Raw genomic sequence first — 14,568 nt, forward strand, 5'->3', positions numbered from 1 at the left:
GCCTGGTGGCGGCCGACCGCCACGCCTCATCGAAGGGCGCGGCATATTTCATCCGTATATATTGAGCGCTGCGCGCCCGCTGCCGCTCCACCCAGGCGGGATCGAGCGAATGGCCAAGCTGGCGCGCGGCCAGCCCGTTCAGGAAATGACGCCAGAACTCGTGCGAAATCTGCTCACAATCCTCGGCGGAAAGCAGTTCGGCGATGCCGGACGCGCCGGCTTCCATTTGGCCGTCCCAGTCATAGTCCCGCACGTGCGCAGCGATCGACCGCCTGGTCATGTCGATCCGTTCGGCCGCCAAGGAGCCGTGATGAGCCATGATCCTCTCCCGCATCGCGCCATGCGCGACGCTTGTTCTTCTTTGTTATGCGGCAACGCGCGCGGCAAAGTCCCCGGCGCGCCCACTAAGGGCACTCAGCTGCCCGGCAAGCCGGTCGAAGCCGGCACCCAGCGCGTCGATCTCGATCGCCACCGCATCCGTATCCGCGTGGATCGAAGCGATCGTGCCGGACATGGAATCCGCTGCCAGCGCCGTCTCGTCCACTGCGGCAGTGATCGCCGTCACCGTCTGCGCCTGCGCTTCCATCGCGCCGCGAATCCGGGTGGCGGAGGTCTGAACGTCTCCGATGGTGGCGCGGATACCGGCATTCGCTTCCACCGTGACGCGGGTTGCGGCCTGGATCGCGCGGATCTTGGCGGCGATATCGTCCGTCGCCCGTGCCGTCTGATTGGCGAGGCTCTTTACCTCCTGCGCCACCACGGCAAAACCGCGCCCGGCATCCCCCGCTCGCGCAGCCTCGATCGTGGCGTTCAGCGCCAGCAGATTGGTCTGCCCAGCAATCTCGCGAATGAGGCCAAGGATCGACTCGATCGATTTGGCATGGTCGCTGAGCGCCTCGCTCACGCCCACGGCCTGATCGGCCTGCCCCGCCGCGCGCGTCGCGATCTCGGCTGCCGCTTCCACCTCTACCCGTGCGTCCTCGATCGCGCGGATCAGGCCAGCCGCCGTGGCGGCTGCGTCGCGCATGGCCAGTGCAGACTGCTCGGCCGCCGCGGCAACCTCGCTCGCTTTCCCCAGAACACCGCGAGCCGACAAGGAGGCGGTCGACGCCTGCCCGCGCACTTCCGCCCCCTCCAGCGTCGCTTCCTCGGCCGCGGCGGCAATGCCGACCTGGAAATCCGCCGCCAGCCGATCGCGGGCGACCTGAGCGCTGTGCATGCGATACTCGGTGAAGATCGCCCCGGTGATTTCCCCCTCCAGCGCGGAAAGCCGCATCAGCGTGTCGACCAGGGCTGGCAGACGCGGATCGGATGCGTCGCACCGCTTCATGAGGATGCCGAGCGCCGCGCGATCACTCGCGCTGATCATCGACAGGAGCGCCAGCGGCGACACCTGCGCCTGATAAGCCGCCGCGACCGAGCGTTCGATCGATTCGATCCAGGCCCTGCCCTCCGTGTCGAGGAAGCGGTTGCGCAAGAACTCGCACCCAAGCTCGATCATCTTCGCCGTTTCGTGCGCGGCCCAGACCCGGCCGTCATCGAAGCACCGTTGCCACTGCTCCCAATAGGCTTCGGAAATCGACTGGATGTCCGGTTCGATCAATTGCCACACCTCGCGACCGGATTGGCGCATGGTGCCGTCAGAATCGAAAACGCGCAGCCGGGCTTGCAGATCGATCATGCGGGCGACGGTGCCCGCGGCTGGCATTACGACAGACAAGTTGATGCGCTCCCCGGTTGAATATGCCTCCTGCTAAAGGCTGATTGGTTAAGCCCCGGTTAGATTTGTAACACATCAACAGCTGCAATCGATTCGCAGTAGGGCGCCCGCGCTTGCAACATCGGCCCTCCCGTCTCATAGACCGGGCCAATTCACGGCTCGTCGCAGGAAACTTCGCCTTGGCCTCCAAACCCGTTCGTCCAAAAAGCCCGCATCTGTTCAGCGGCCCGCTCTCGCTTCATTATCGCTGGAGCGCGGCAATGACGACGTCCATCCTGCACCGCGTGACGGGCAGCGGGATGGCGACGGTCGGATCATTGCTGCTTGTCTGGTTCCTCGCGGCCCTCGCGTCCGGCGCAGAGGCCTATGCCACCTTCCGCGATGTGTTCACTTTGTCCGACGGGCGGCTGAACATCCTTGGCTGGGTGATCGGCATCGGCCTGACGTTCAGCCTGTTCCAGCACATGATGAGCGGCATCCGCCACCTTGTTCTCGATACGGGCGCGGCCTTCGAACTGAAGCTGAACCAGAATCTCGCACGGCTCACCTTCGTCGGATCGACGGTGCTGACGCTGGCCTTCTGGCTCTACCTGGGGACCAAGTAATGGGTACGGGAACCTCGATCGGCCGCGTTCGCGGTCTGGGCAGCGCGCACGAAGGCGCACATCACTGGTGGCACCAGAAGATCACGGCGGGATCGAACATCCTGCTGATGAGCTGGCTGATGATCTCGATCGCCCGCCGCCCGGGCTATGATTATGGCGCGATGCGCGAATGGCTGTCCTCGGCCTGGGTCGCGATCCCGATGATCCTGCTGGTCGTATCGGTCTTCTACCACTTCCGTATCGGCCTTCAGGTGGTGATCGAGGATTACCAGCGTGACGAGCGCCGCATCGTGGCGATGGTGCTGCTCAACCTGTTCACCGCGGTGGTCGCCGGCACCGCCATTTTCGCGATCCTCAAGATCGCCTTCGGAGCGAATTGATGCCCGCCGCTTACCAGATCATCGATCACACCTATGACGCGGTTGTCGTCGGCGCCGGCGGCTCGGGTCTTCGTGCCACCATGGGCATCGCCGAAAGCGGACTGAAGACCGCCTGCATCACCAAGGTATTCCCGACCCGCAGCCACACGGTTGCGGCGCAGGGAGGCATCGCGGCGAGCCTGGGCAACAACTCGCCGGACCATTGGTCCTGGCACATGTACGATACCGTCAAGGGATCCGACTGGCTCGGCGACCAGGACGCGATCGAATATATGGTGCGCGAGGCGCCGGCTGCGGTTTACGAGCTGGAGCACGCCGGCGTGCCGTTCAGCCGCAACGAGGACGGGACGATCTACCAGCGCCCGTTCGGCGGCCATATGCAGAATATGGGCGAAGGCCCGCCCGTCCAGCGCACCTGCGCGGCGGCCGACCGTACCGGCCACGCCATGCTTCACGCGCTGTACCAGCAGTCGTTGAAGTATGACGCGGACTTCTACATCGAATATTTCGCGCTTGATCTCATCATGGAGAACGGCGCGTGCCGCGGCGTGATCGCGCTGAACATGGAAACGGGGCAGATCCATCGCTTCCGCGCCCATGCGGTCGTGCTGGCGACGGGCGGCGGTGGCCGCGTGTACCAGTCGGCGACGTCGGCGCACACCTGCACCGGTGACGGCAACGGCATGGCGCTGCGCGCCGGCCTGCCGCTCCAGGACATGGAGTTCGTGCAATTCCACCCGACCGGCATCTACGGCGCGGGCGTGCTGATCACCGAGGGTGCGCGCGGCGAAGGCGGCTATCTCACCAACTCCGAGGGTGAGCGCTTCATGGAGCGCTATGCGCCGAGCGCCAAGGACCTCGCCAGCCGTGACGTCGTGTCGCGCTCGATGGCGGCGGAAATGCGCGAGGGCCGCGGCGTCGGCAAGGACAAGGACCACATCTTCCTGCACCTCGATCACATCGATCCGAAGGTGCTGGCGGAACGCCTGCCGGGCATCACCGAAACGGGCAAGATCTTCGCCGGCGTCGATCTCACGCGCCAGCCGCTCCCCGTCACGCCGACCGTACACTACAACATGGGCGGCATCCCGACCAACTATCACGGCGAGGTCGTCCAGCTGAAGGACGGCAACCCGGATGCGATCGTACCCGGCCTGTTCGCCGTAGGCGAAGCGGCCTGCGTGTCGGTGCATGGCGCGAACCGCCTCGGTTCGAACTCGCTGATCGACCTCGTGGTGTTCGGCCGCGCGACCGGGCTGCGGCTGAAGGACACGCTGAAGCCCAACACGCCGCACAATCCGCTGCCCAAGGGCTCGGAGGAGATGGCGCTCGGCCGGCTTGATCATTTCCGCAACTCGACCGGCAGCTTGCCGACAGCGAAGATCCGCGCCGAGATGCAGAAGACGATGCAGCGCCACGCCGCGGTGTTCCGCGACAGTGAGCTATTGTCGGAGGGCGTCACCAAGATCGACGCGATCTACAAGACGATGGAAGACGTCGGCATCAAGGATCGCTCGCTGATCTGGAACACCGATCTGGTGGAGACGCTGGAGCTCGACAACCTCATCAGCCAGGCGGTCGTCACGATGCGCGGCGCGGAAAATCGCAAGGAAAGCCGCGGCGCGCACATGCACGAGGATTATCCCGAGCGCGATGACGCCAATTGGATGAAGCACACCATCGCAACCTTCGATGGCTGGGGAGGCAAGGGCGGCAGCTGCTCGCTCGATTACCGTCCGGTGCATGATTACACGCTCACCGACGACGCCGAGTATATCAAGCCGAAGAAGCGGGTTTACTAAGGTCTGCTCTGACCACGTTGGCAGGCTCTGTCCTTGATCGGGCAGCGCCTGTCATGGTCTGCCACCGACGAACCGTCACGCGGCCTTGTGCGAGCCCAATGCGAAACCATGGGATTTTGCCGGGCTTGTCCCCGCATCAACTAAGCCGCAGATCCTAAGCTCTCGGGTTTGCGGAACAGTCTATCCCAGCACGAGACCGCGACAATGCAGCTCGTTTGAGGAACGCACGATCCGCAGAGCCCCCCGCTCTGCGCTGAAGTCCGGTAGGTAAGGAAGGTAGGACGGGCCGCCCATCAACGCGCGCGGCGACGCAGGACGGCCGCGTGGATGAGCGGCATGCGATCGTTCCCGAAATACATGTCCTCGCCGCCAACGAAGATCGTGGGCGAACCGAAGCCCCCGCGCTCGATCAGCTCGTCGGTATTCGCGCGAAGCTGCGCCTTGACCTGATCGTCGGCAATGGCGGCAAACAGGGCCTGCGGTGCAACTCCGGCGGCGGCAGCGACTTCGGCGATCACCGCATCGTCGGAAATGTCCCGGTCGTCCGTCCAATATGCGTGAAACGCCGCGCGGGCGAAGGGAACGCAGTCCTGCCCGAGCCAGCAGCACGCCCGCATCACCTTGACGCTGTTCACCGGGAACACACTGGCCGGAAAGTTGATCGACAGTCCCTGCAGGCGCGCCCAATCCTGCAGATCCTTCAGCATATAGCGCGCCTTGACCGGCACGGGGTTCTTCCGGCTCTCGTACACGCTGCCGTTCACCGCATTGAAGACGCCGCCGACCAGAATGGGACGCCAGCTGATCTCGACGCCAAGTTCCCGCGCGAGCGGTTGAACGCTCTCGAAGCCGAGCCACGTCCACGGGCTGGAACAGTCAAAGAAGAACTCGATCATGATTTTGCCTCTTCGATGCCCATCATCACCTTCTTGGCATCGGCGGTGATCTCCTCCGGTCGGGCCATGCGTCCGACGGCCGTGCCGGCGATCACGGCCGGGCGCTGGCGTATGTCGGCGAACCAGCGGGCGACGTGGGGAAATTGGCTCATGTCGATGCCCTGCGCCTTGTGCGTGATGATCCAGGGGAAGCAGGCGATATCCGCGATGCTGTAATCGTCGCCGGCGACATAGGCGCCGGTATGGGCGAGTTGTCGATCGAGCACGCCGTACAGCCGGTCAGCCTCTCGGCCGTATCGATCGATGGCATAGGGCAGCTTTTCCGGGGCGTAGAGCCGGAAATGCCCGTTCTGCCCCAGCATCGGCCCGAGGCCCGCCATCTGCCACATCAACCACTCGATCGTCCGCATCCGCGCGCGCAGATCGGTGGGCAGGAAGCGGCCGGTCCTCTCGGCCAGATACAGCAGGATCGCGCCGGTCTCGAACACGCTGACCGGTGCGCCGCCGCCGGGGGGATCGTGATCGACGATCGCGGGAATCCGGTTGTTGGGGCTGATCGCAAGAAACTCGGGGCGAAACTGCTCCCCTGCCCCGATGTTCACCGGCTTGATCGCATAAGGAAGCCCGCATTCCTCCAGCATGATCGTGATCTTCCAGCCGTTCGGCGTGGCGGCGAAGTGCAGGTCGATCATGCGGGCCTCTCCTTTTGGCCCAGGCTAGACGCCTCCCGCTCGCCCAATCAAGCGATTGACAGGAAAGCGCCGGCCCATTGTGATGCGGATCCGGGAGGGTGCCGGGCATGAAGAGGCTGCTGACGATCCTGTTGGCCGGGCTGGCCGGGGCGGCGCCGGCGCAGACCTATGAGCCGCCGCAGCACACGCGGCCCGTTCCGCTCGTGGCCAGCGCTGGAGAAGCGGGGCTGATGGAACTCGCCGATCAGGGGGGCGCGATCGAACATGATCGCCCGCCCGCCTGGCAACTGGCCGAACATCGCCGCCTATCGGCCGCCCTCGCCACATTGGCCCCACAGCGCAAGGGCGTGGTCGACGCCTATGTCGTCGCCGCCGCTCTCGACAGCGATCCCGTTTTCGGCCGGGAAGCGCGCGAGGCAGCAAGGGTTCTTGGCCGACGTTATGATGCGGAGCGGCGAACCATCGTGCTCGCCGGAACGGATGGCACCGTCGAAAGCGCGCTGCCGATGGGCTCGCCCGCCAATCTGGACATGGTGCTGGCCCGCGTCGCTGAAGTGATGGATCCCGGCGAGGACGTACTGGTGCTCTATACGACCAGCCACGGGGCCCGCTTCGGCATCGTGTACAGTGACGCTGATCAGGGTTTTGGCGCGATCTCGCCGCGTCGGCTGTGGAGCACCTTGTCGCAACTGGGCATCCGCAATCGCCTGATCCTGATCAGCGCCTGTTATGCCGGCGTCTTCGTGCCGATCTTGTCGAGTGACACCACCGCGATCATCACCGCCGCCTCGTCGGATCGCACCTCATTCGGCTGCCAATCGGACAATGACTGGACGTTCTTCGGTGACGCACTGGTCAATCGCGCGCTGCGCAAGCGGCAACCGCTCGCGGCCGCCGCAAGCGAAGCCGCCCAGACGATCGCCAGTTGGGAACGCGACGCGAGCCTCGAGCCGTCCGATCCGCAGGTGTCGATCGGCCAGGGAGCGACGCGCTGGCTCGCGGCGCTCGATGCGCGCACCCCGGCCGGAGCAAGCGCGCCGGTCGGGCGGCCCGCAAATGCGAGCCTGCTGACTGCCGGCAGGTGATCGTCACCTCCAAGGCACAGAAATTGTGGGCCGTTCGGAACCGTCGCCCGCGCCCATGGTTCGGCGCGCCATGACCAACAGCAACGCCACCGATTATCCGCTGCTCGCCAACCCGCAGATCCAGCTGCACGGGACAGTCGACAATGTGATGTACGAAAACTTCAAGAACCAGCTGAGCGCTGCAATCGGCGAGGGGCCGCTAGTGGTCTCGATCACCACGCTGGGCGGGGATCCGGAAATGGCCCGCGCCATGGGGGACACGATCCGCCTGCTGCGTGAATATACCGGGCGCGAGACGCTGTTCCTCGGCAAGGTGGCGGTCTACTCGGCCGGTGCGACCTTCATGTCCGCCTTTCCGGCCAACAAGCGCTTCCTCACCCGTGGCACGCGGCTGATGATCCATGAGCGGATCATGAATTCGACCGTACAGCTTTCCGGGCCGCTCAACACCCTGGCCCCGGTGCTGCTCGCCAAGCTGAACGAGATCCAGGACTCAATCCGCATCCAGGACGAAGGCTTCGCGGCGCTGGTGGAGGGCACGCAGGTGAGCCTGGACGAGCTGAAGGCGAAGGCGCCCTCCAACTGGTATATCGAGGCGGAGGAGGCGCGACGCCTGGGGCTGGTGCTCGACATCATCTGAGCGTTGCGGCACCGTTGCGCGCTCATCCGCTGTGCAATGGTGCCGTTTGTTGACTGCAGGCCCTACCCCCGGCCGAAAGTTCGGCACGGCGATCCTCATCGCCCTCCTCCTCGCCGTCCCGCTCTTCGCGGTGTACCTGCTCGTCTATGATCGGCAGGATCAGTCGAACACCGCGCGCGCCTCCATTGCCTCGGGCTGGGGTGGACCACAGACGATCGCCGGTCCGGTGCTGGTCCTCCCCTATCAGGCCGAAGCGACCGAAACGGTGAACGAGGGCGGCCGATCGGTGGTCAGGACCAATCGGGTGTGGCGGGAACTGACGCTCGCCCCGCAGGTGGCGGATGTGCGCACCGATATCAGGCCGGAGCGTCGTCAGCGATCGATCTACGAAGCGGTGCTGTTCGAGGCGGTGGCGAGCGGTAATGCGCGCTTCGCCCTGCCGGACGATCTCCAACGCTTCGGCATCACCGCCGATCAGCTCGCTTATGACCGTGCCGAGATACGGTTCGGCCTGTCGGACGCGCGCGGTCTCTTTGGGAGCCCCCCTGCGGTGAGCGCCAACGGACGCCGCCTCGTACTTCAGCCGGGCAAGGGTTCGCCCGCCACCAACAATTCGGGTTTCTTCACCTGGCTTGACGCCACGGCCATTCGCGCGGCGCCGATCGCGGTCCAGTTCCGCTTCGCCTTTCGCGGCAATGGATGGCTGGCGCTCGCGCCCCAGGCTGGCGATACCCGCTGGCAGGTGACATCGCCATGGCCGCACCCAAGCTTCCAGGGCGGCTTCCTACCGACGGCGCAGCGGGTAAGCGACGTCGGCTTCACCGCCACGTGGCGAGTCGGCAATCTCGCCCTGGGACGCAGCCTCGTCTCCTCGGGTGATACCGTGCCCGACTCGCGCCCTCAGGTCAGCGATCGCTTTGCCACCGCCTCGCCCGCCGGCGATTACGAGGCGCGCGTCGACCTGATCTCGCCAGTCGACCTCTACAGCCAGGTCAATCGTTCGGTGAAATACGGCTTCCTGTTCATTGGCTTCACCTTCATCGCCTTTCTGATGTTCGACGTAATCGGCGGTGTCCGGGTGGCAACCATCGAGTATCTGCTGGTCGGTGCCGGGCTGGTGCTGTTCTTCGTCATGCTGCTCGCCTTTGCCGAGGTGATCGGCTTTGCCGCTGCCTATATCGTGGCGGCAGCGGCGATTATCGGCCTGCTCTCGGCCTATTCTGCGGCGGTGCTGCGCAGTTGGCGACGGGGCGGCTATATCGCTGCGCTGCTGGCCGCCCTATATGGCGTCCTGTACGTGTTGCTGAGCCTTGAAGCCTATGCGCTTCTCATCGGATCGCTGCTTCTGTTTGCGGCACTGGCCGGTGTTATGTATCTGACGCGCAACCTCGACTGGAGCGGCTTCCGCTCTCAGTCCTCAACCGACTGAAGCGGGAACGGAAAATGGCCGAATTCACCCTGCCGGCGAACAGCAAGATCAAGGGCGGTCGCAAGATCCCCTCGCCCGAGCCGGGCGGGACGATGCGCAATTTCAAGATCTATCGCTACGATCCGGACAGCGGCGAGAACCCGCGCTACGACACGTTCGAGGTCAATCTCGACGAGTGCGGCCCGATGGTTCTGGACGCGCTGATCAAGATCAAGAGCGAGCAGGATTCGTCGCTGACCTTCCGCCGTTCGTGCCGCGAGGGCATTTGCGGTTCCTGCTCGATGAACATCGACGGCAAGAACGGCCTCGCCTGCACCACCGCGATCGAGGACGTGAAGGGCGAGGTGAAGATCACGCCGCTCCCCGCGATGGACGTGATCAAGGATCTGGTCCCCGACTTCACGCACTTCTACGCGCAATATGCCTCGATCCAGCCCTGGCTGAAGACGGTCACGCCGCCGCCTGCCGGCAAGGAGCGGCTCCAGTCGCCGGAAGACCGCGCGAAGCTGGACGGCCTGTACGAGTGCATCCTGTGCGCCTGCTGCTCGACTTCCTGCCCCAGCTATTGGTGGAATTCGGACAAGTTCTTAGGGCCGGCGATCCTGCTCCAGGCGTATCGCTGGCTGGCTGACAGCCGCGACGAGATGACCGGCGAGCGGCTCGACAGCCTGGAGGATCCGTTCCGCCTGTACCGCTGCCACACGATCATGAACTGCGCCAACGCCTGCCCCAAGGGCCTGTCGCCGGCCAAGGCCATCGCAGAGATCAAGAAGATGGAGGTCGAGCGCGTCGTCTGAGGCGTCGCGCTCCATCACCGCAAGTTTAACCACCCCGGCGTGGGCCGGGGTCCAGTAGCGGGCCGGTCCCAGCTGGACCCCGGCCTTCGCCGGGGTGGATCGTTATGGAAGAAGCAAAGCCCGCGTTTCTCTACGAGGATCACCCGGACTATCCCGGCTGGAAGCGCTGGGGCCTCAAGAACTCGGATCGCTACAACACCTTCCTGGGCGATATGATGGTCCGGGTCGAAGATGGCACATGCCGCGTGCGGATGCTGCCCGAACGACGCCACTCCAATCTCGGCGACAATGTCCACGGCGGTGCGATGCTCGGCTTCATCGACGTCGCGCTGTTCGCCGCGGCCCGCAGCTTCGGCCTGATCGAGGCGGGCACCGCGGTGACGCTTGACCTCAACACGCACTTTATGGGCGCCGGCAAGATCGGCGAGCTGCTGGAGGCCCGGGTGGAGCTGCTGCGCGAAACCGGGCGCCTGCTCTTCATGCGCGGCCTGGCGGTGCAGGATGCCGGGCCGGTCGCGGAATTTTCCGGCACGATCCGCAAGCCTACGAAGAAGTAAGCTCTTCCGTCATGCCGGGCTTGTCCCGGCATCCAGCGTGCCCCAGGAGCGACGCCGTCGAGTTCGCGGCACCCTGGATGCCGGGACAAGCCCGGCATGACAAAGGAAACACGGTGCCCGCAGTCCTACAAGCCTACGAAAACCTTATCGCCGCGGGCGAGCTGCGCCCGGAACCCGAACAGTCCGCCGCCGCCGCTCGCCTGGACGCGCTGGCGTATGAACTGGAACACCCGAAGACCACCGGCTTCTTCCGCAAGAAGGTGGTGCCGGCGCGCGGCATCTACATGTGGGGCGATGTCGGCCGCGGCAAATCCATGCTGATGGACCTGTTCTACGCCAACGTGAACGTCGCGCAGAAGCGGCGCGTCCACTTCGGCGAGTTCATGCTGGAGGTGCATGAGCGGATCGCGGCGGAACGGCGGAAGGAACAGGGCGATCCGATCCTCCCCGTCGCTGCCGCCCTTGGCGAGGAAGCGCGGCTGCTCGCGTTTGACGAGATGATCGTCAACAACTCGCCCGACGCCATGATCCTATCGCGCTTGTTCACCGCGATGATCGAGGCCGGCGTCACGGTCGTGACGACCAGCAACCGCGTGCCCACGGATCTCTACAAGAACGGCCTCAACCGGGAGCATTTCCTCCCCTTCATCGCGCTGATCGAGGAACGGCTCGACGTGCTCGCGCTCAACGGCCCGGTGGATTACCGTCGCGACCGGCTGGGACAGCAGAATACCTGGCTGGTGCCGAACGGCCCGGAGGCGACCGCACAGCTTTCGGCCGCCTTCTTCCGCCTCACCGATTACCCTCCCGAAGACCGTGCCCATGTTCCCAGCGAGGACATGACGGTTCAGGGCCGCACGCTCCGCGTACCCAAGTCGCTGAAGGGCGTCGGCGTGTTCAGCTTCAAGAAGCTGTGCGGCGAAGCCCGAGGCAGCGCCGACTACCTCGCCATCGCGCGTCGCTTTCACACGGTGATCCTGGTCGGCATCCCGACCCTCGGCCCTGAAAACCGCAACGAAGCGGCGCGCTTCGTTAGCCTCATCGACGCATTGTACGAGCACAAGGTGAAGCTGCTGGCGGCCGCGGATGCGGAGCCGGACGCGCTTTATCCCGCCGGTGACGGCCGGTTCGAATTCCAGCGCACCGTCAGCCGACTGGAAGAAATGCGGTCGGAGGAGTATCTGGCAGAGGGTCACGGCACCGGCTAACAAGCGTTATTGCTATTGCGAACGGTTATCTATAAAAAGCGCGCCGCGCGGCTTTAGTGGCTTGTGCCATCCGCCCAAAGGGCGTACCCGACCTCTCCAATCACGACCCACGTTACGGAAAGGGGATTGGATGGCCCGCAAGAAGATCGCGCTGATCGGCGCCGGCAATATCGGCGGCACGCTCGCGCACCTCGCTGCTCTCAAGGGGCTTGGCGACATCGTTCTGTTCGACGTGGTCGAGGGCGTGCCGCAGGGCAAGGCGCTTGACCTGTCGCAGTGCGGCCCGGTCGAAGGCTTCGACGCCAAGATCACCGGCTCTAACGATTACAAGGACATCGCTGGCGCCGACGTGATCATCGTCACCGCCGGTGTCGCCCGCAAGCCGGGCATGAGCCGCGACGACCTGCTCGGCATCAACCTGAAGGTGATGAAGGCGGTTGGCGAGGGCATACGCGACAACGCGCCCGACGCTTTCGTGATCTGCATCACCAACCCGCTCGACGCGATGGTCTGGGCGCTGCGCGAATTCTCAGGCCTGCCGCACAACAAGGTCGTCGGCATGGCCGGCGTCCTCGACTCGGCACGCTTCAGCCACTTCCTCGCCGACGAGTTCAAGGTCTCGGTGAAGGACGTGAACACCTTCGTGCTCGGCGGCCACGGCGACACGATGGTGCCGGTGCTGGAATATTCCACCGTCTCGGGCATCCCGGTCAGCGACCTGATCGAGATGGGCTTCTCCACCAAGGAGAAGGTGGACGAGATCGTGAAGCGCACCCGCGGCGGCGGCGGCGAGATCGTCGCGCTGCTGAAGACCGGCTCGGCCTATTACGCGCCCGCCACCAGCGGCATCGCGATGGCGGAAGCATATCTGTACGACCAGAAGCGCATTCTGCCCGCCGCAGCACATCTGACCGGCCAATATGGCATTGATGATCTGTACGTCGGCGTGCCGGTGGTGATCGGCGCCGGCGGGGTCGAGAAGGTCGTCGAGGTGAAGCTGTCGGAAGAGGCCAAGGGCAATCTCCAGGTCTCGGTCGATGCGGTCAAGGAACTGCTCGTCGCCTGTAAGGGTATCGACGAGAGCCTGGCGTAGGGATCATGTGCTGAACTGTTCCCCGGCGAAGGCCGGGGTCCAGTTGGGAGACATAGCAAGTGGAGAAGGCCGGCTTCGTCTACATCATGGCGAACCGGCGCAACGGTACGATCTACATCGGGGTGACCAGTGATCTCGCCAAGCGGGCCTGGGAGCATCGGAACGGGATCGTACCGGGCTTCACCAAGAAGTACGATTGTCATCTTCTCGTCTGGTACGAGGCGTATGACAGCATCGAAGCCGCACGGCAGCGCGAGCTGCAGATGAAGGAGTGGAAGCGGGCTTGGAAAGCGCGGGAGATCGAAGGGCTCAACCCAGACTGGGACGATCTCTACGAACGCATCGCACAACCATGACCGCCTTCCCGACTGGACCCCGGCCTTCGCCGGGGATCAGCCTTCCCCGATCTACGGAGACGACATGAGCATTCTCGTCGACAAGAACACCAAGGTCATCACTCAGGGCATGACCGGCAACACCGGCAGCTTCCACACGCAGGCGGCGCTGGATTACGGCACGCAGATGGTCGCCGGTGTCACCCCGGGCAAGGGTGGTGGCACGCACCTCGGCCTGCCGCTGTACGATACCGTTGCCGAAGCGGTGGAGAAGACTGGCGCCGATGCCAGCGTGATCTACGTTCCGCCGCCCTTCGCCGCGGACTCGATCCTCGAGGCGATCGACGCCGAAGTGCCGCTGATCGTCTGCATCACCGAAGGCATTCCGGTGCTCGACATGGTGCGCGTGAAGCGCGCGCTGTCGGGCAGCAAGTCGCGCCTGATCGGTCCGAACTGCCCGGGCGTGCTGACGCCGGGCGAGTGCAAGATCGGCATCATGCCCGGCAACATCTTCAAGAAGGGCTCCGTCGGCGTCGTCTCGCGCTCCGGCACGCTGACCTATGAGGCAGTGTTCCAGACGTCGAACGCAGGCCTTGGCCAGACCACCGCGGTGGGCATCGGCGGTGATCCGGTCAACGGCACCAACTTCATCGACGTGCTCGAGCTGTTCCTCGCCGACGACGCGACCGAGTCGATCATCATGATCGGCGAGATCGGCGGCTCGGCCGAAGAAGAAGCGGCGCAGTTCCTGAAGGACGAGGCGAAGCGTGGCCGCAAGAAGCCGATGGCCGGCTTCATCGCGGGCCGCACGGCGCCTCCGGGCCGCCGCATGGGCCACGCCGGCGCAATCGTGTCGGGCGGCCAGGGCGGCGCCGAGGACAAGATCGCGGCGATGGAAGCAGCCGGCATCAAGGTAGCGGCGAGCCCGAGCGAGCTCGGCTCCACGCTGCTGTCGGTGCTGGGGAAGTAAGAGAACCTTTCTCTCCCCTGGACAGGGGAGAGGATACGAAGCCTCGGCAACTCGTTGCCTAGGCGAAGTTGGAGAGGGGTCGAGCGGGCCGCAGGCCCGCACGGTTTCTGACGAAACCGCCCACCCCTCTCCCAGCTACGACTAAGGCCATGCTGGCCTTAGTCTGCGCAACCCTCTCCCCTCCTGCGGAGGAGAGAGGGAGTGGAGTTGGCAATGGGCTACGAAGGTCAGGATTTCTCGGACATCGCGGGCGGCGTATCGCCAGCGTTCATCGATGCGCTCTATGCGCGCTTCAAGGCCTCGCCGGACAGCGTCGAGCCAGGCTGGCGTGCCTTCTTTGAGGGGCTGGAAACCGCCAC

The 14,568-nt window shown here is 64.8% G+C and carries 16 protein-coding genes and 1 pseudogene; 13 read left to right on the plus strand and 4 right to left on the minus strand.

The window, feature by feature from the left end; all coding sequences use genetic code 11:
• Both AX702_RS03420 and AX702_RS03425 read right to left on the minus strand, forming a co-directional pair.
• Positions 1 to 319 (minus strand): annotated as a pseudogene (locus AX702_RS03420) (hypothetical protein); the annotation flags it as partial.
• A 45-nt stretch (positions 320 to 364) separates the two neighbouring features.
• On the minus strand, positions 365 to 1,708 hold the full coding sequence (locus tag AX702_RS03425; RefSeq protein WP_066776167.1) for a methyl-accepting chemotaxis protein: 1,344 nt from the start codon (positions 1,706 to 1,708) through the stop codon (positions 365 to 367).
• 191 nt (positions 1,709 to 1,899) lie between these two features.
• On the opposite strand from AX702_RS03425, the gene sdhC reads away from it, so the two are divergent.
• From sdhC to sdhA, 3 genes are read left to right on the plus strand one after another with little or no spacing between them, the layout of a single operon-like run.
• Entirely contained in the window at positions 1,900 to 2,325 is a 426-nt protein-coding gene (gene sdhC / locus AX702_RS03430) for a succinate dehydrogenase, cytochrome b556 subunit (protein ID WP_066776169.1), read from the plus strand.
• A complete protein-coding gene (gene sdhD / locus AX702_RS03435) occupies positions 2,325 to 2,705 on the plus strand; it encodes a succinate dehydrogenase, hydrophobic membrane anchor protein (protein WP_066776172.1) in 381 nt (126 codons plus the stop codon). The genes sdhC and sdhD overlap by 1 nt, the downstream gene beginning before the upstream one ends.
• Positions 2,705 to 4,507 carry a succinate dehydrogenase flavoprotein subunit gene (gene sdhA / locus AX702_RS03440; protein WP_066776175.1) on the plus strand — a complete coding sequence of 601 codons (1,803 nt, stop codon included), beginning with the start codon at positions 2,705 to 2,707 and terminating at the stop codon, positions 4,505 to 4,507. The genes sdhD and sdhA overlap by 1 nt, the downstream gene beginning before the upstream one ends.
• A gap of 293 nt (positions 4,508 to 4,800) precedes the next feature.
• Here sdhA and AX702_RS03445 read toward each other — a convergent pair whose 3' ends face one another.
• Both AX702_RS03445 and AX702_RS03450 read right to left on the minus strand, forming a co-directional pair.
• Positions 4,801 to 5,403 (minus strand): 2-hydroxychromene-2-carboxylate isomerase, encoded by a 603-nt coding sequence (locus AX702_RS03445; RefSeq protein WP_066776178.1) that lies wholly within the window; start codon positions 5,401 to 5,403, stop codon positions 4,801 to 4,803.
• Positions 5,400 to 6,095 (minus strand): glutathione binding-like protein, encoded by a 696-nt coding sequence (locus AX702_RS03450; RefSeq protein ID WP_066776181.1) that lies wholly within the window; start codon positions 6,093 to 6,095, stop codon positions 5,400 to 5,402. The genes AX702_RS03445 and AX702_RS03450 overlap by 4 nt, the downstream gene beginning before the upstream one ends.
• 107 nt (positions 6,096 to 6,202) lie before the next feature.
• Between AX702_RS03450 and AX702_RS03455 the strand changes: the two genes are divergently transcribed.
• The 10 genes from AX702_RS03455 to AX702_RS21515 all read left to right on the plus strand — a co-directional run.
• The gene (locus tag AX702_RS03455; RefSeq protein ID WP_066776184.1) at positions 6,203 to 7,180 is read left to right on the plus strand and encodes a C13 family peptidase; all 978 of its coding nucleotides are present in this window, start codon (positions 6,203 to 6,205) and stop codon (positions 7,178 to 7,180) included.
• A 70-nt stretch (positions 7,181 to 7,250) separates the two neighbouring features.
• Positions 7,251 to 7,820 (plus strand): ClpP family protease, encoded by a 570-nt coding sequence (locus tag AX702_RS03460; protein ID WP_066776203.1) that lies wholly within the window; start codon positions 7,251 to 7,253, stop codon positions 7,818 to 7,820.
• A gap of 49 nt (positions 7,821 to 7,869) precedes the next feature.
• Positions 7,870 to 9,249: a cell envelope integrity protein CreD gene (creD, locus tag AX702_RS03465; RefSeq protein WP_066776207.1), complete on the plus strand. Its 1,380-nt coding sequence runs from the start codon at positions 7,870 to 7,872 to the stop codon at positions 9,247 to 9,249.
• Positions 9,250 to 9,263: 14 nt separating this feature from the next.
• On the plus strand, positions 9,264 to 10,046 hold the full coding sequence (locus tag AX702_RS03470; RefSeq protein WP_066776187.1) for a succinate dehydrogenase iron-sulfur subunit: 783 nt from the start codon (positions 9,264 to 9,266) through the stop codon (positions 10,044 to 10,046).
• 104 nt (positions 10,047 to 10,150) lie between these two features.
• Complete coding sequence (locus tag AX702_RS03475) at positions 10,151 to 10,603, plus strand: PaaI family thioesterase (RefSeq protein ID WP_066776190.1); 453 nt, start codon at positions 10,151 to 10,153, stop codon at positions 10,601 to 10,603.
• A gap of 113 nt (positions 10,604 to 10,716) precedes the next feature.
• On the plus strand, positions 10,717 to 11,811 hold the full coding sequence (gene zapE / locus AX702_RS03480; protein ID WP_156455341.1) for a cell division protein ZapE: 1,095 nt from the start codon (positions 10,717 to 10,719) through the stop codon (positions 11,809 to 11,811).
• A gap of 130 nt (positions 11,812 to 11,941) precedes the next feature.
• Complete coding sequence (mdh, locus tag AX702_RS03485; RefSeq protein ID WP_066776196.1) at positions 11,942 to 12,904, plus strand: malate dehydrogenase; 963 nt, start codon at positions 11,942 to 11,944, stop codon at positions 12,902 to 12,904.
• Positions 12,905 to 12,963: 59 nt separating this feature from the next.
• Positions 12,964 to 13,260: a GIY-YIG nuclease family protein gene (locus AX702_RS03490; RefSeq protein ID WP_066776198.1), complete on the plus strand. Its 297-nt coding sequence runs from the start codon at positions 12,964 to 12,966 to the stop codon at positions 13,258 to 13,260.
• A 64-nt stretch (positions 13,261 to 13,324) separates the two neighbouring features.
• Positions 13,325 to 14,209 carry a succinate--CoA ligase subunit alpha gene (gene sucD / locus AX702_RS03495; protein ID WP_066776200.1) on the plus strand — a complete coding sequence of 295 codons (885 nt, stop codon included), beginning with the start codon at positions 13,325 to 13,327 and terminating at the stop codon, positions 14,207 to 14,209.
• Positions 14,210 to 14,422: 213 nt separating this feature from the next.
• Positions 14,423 to 14,568 (plus strand): 2-oxoglutarate dehydrogenase E1 subunit family protein (locus AX702_RS21515; RefSeq protein ID WP_231731708.1); only part of this gene is annotated, 146 nt, incomplete at its 3' end.

It is taken from the genome of Sphingomonas sp. CCH5-D11, assembly GCF_001557395.1.
Lineage (GTDB): Bacteria > Pseudomonadota > Alphaproteobacteria > Sphingomonadales > Sphingomonadaceae > Sphingomonas.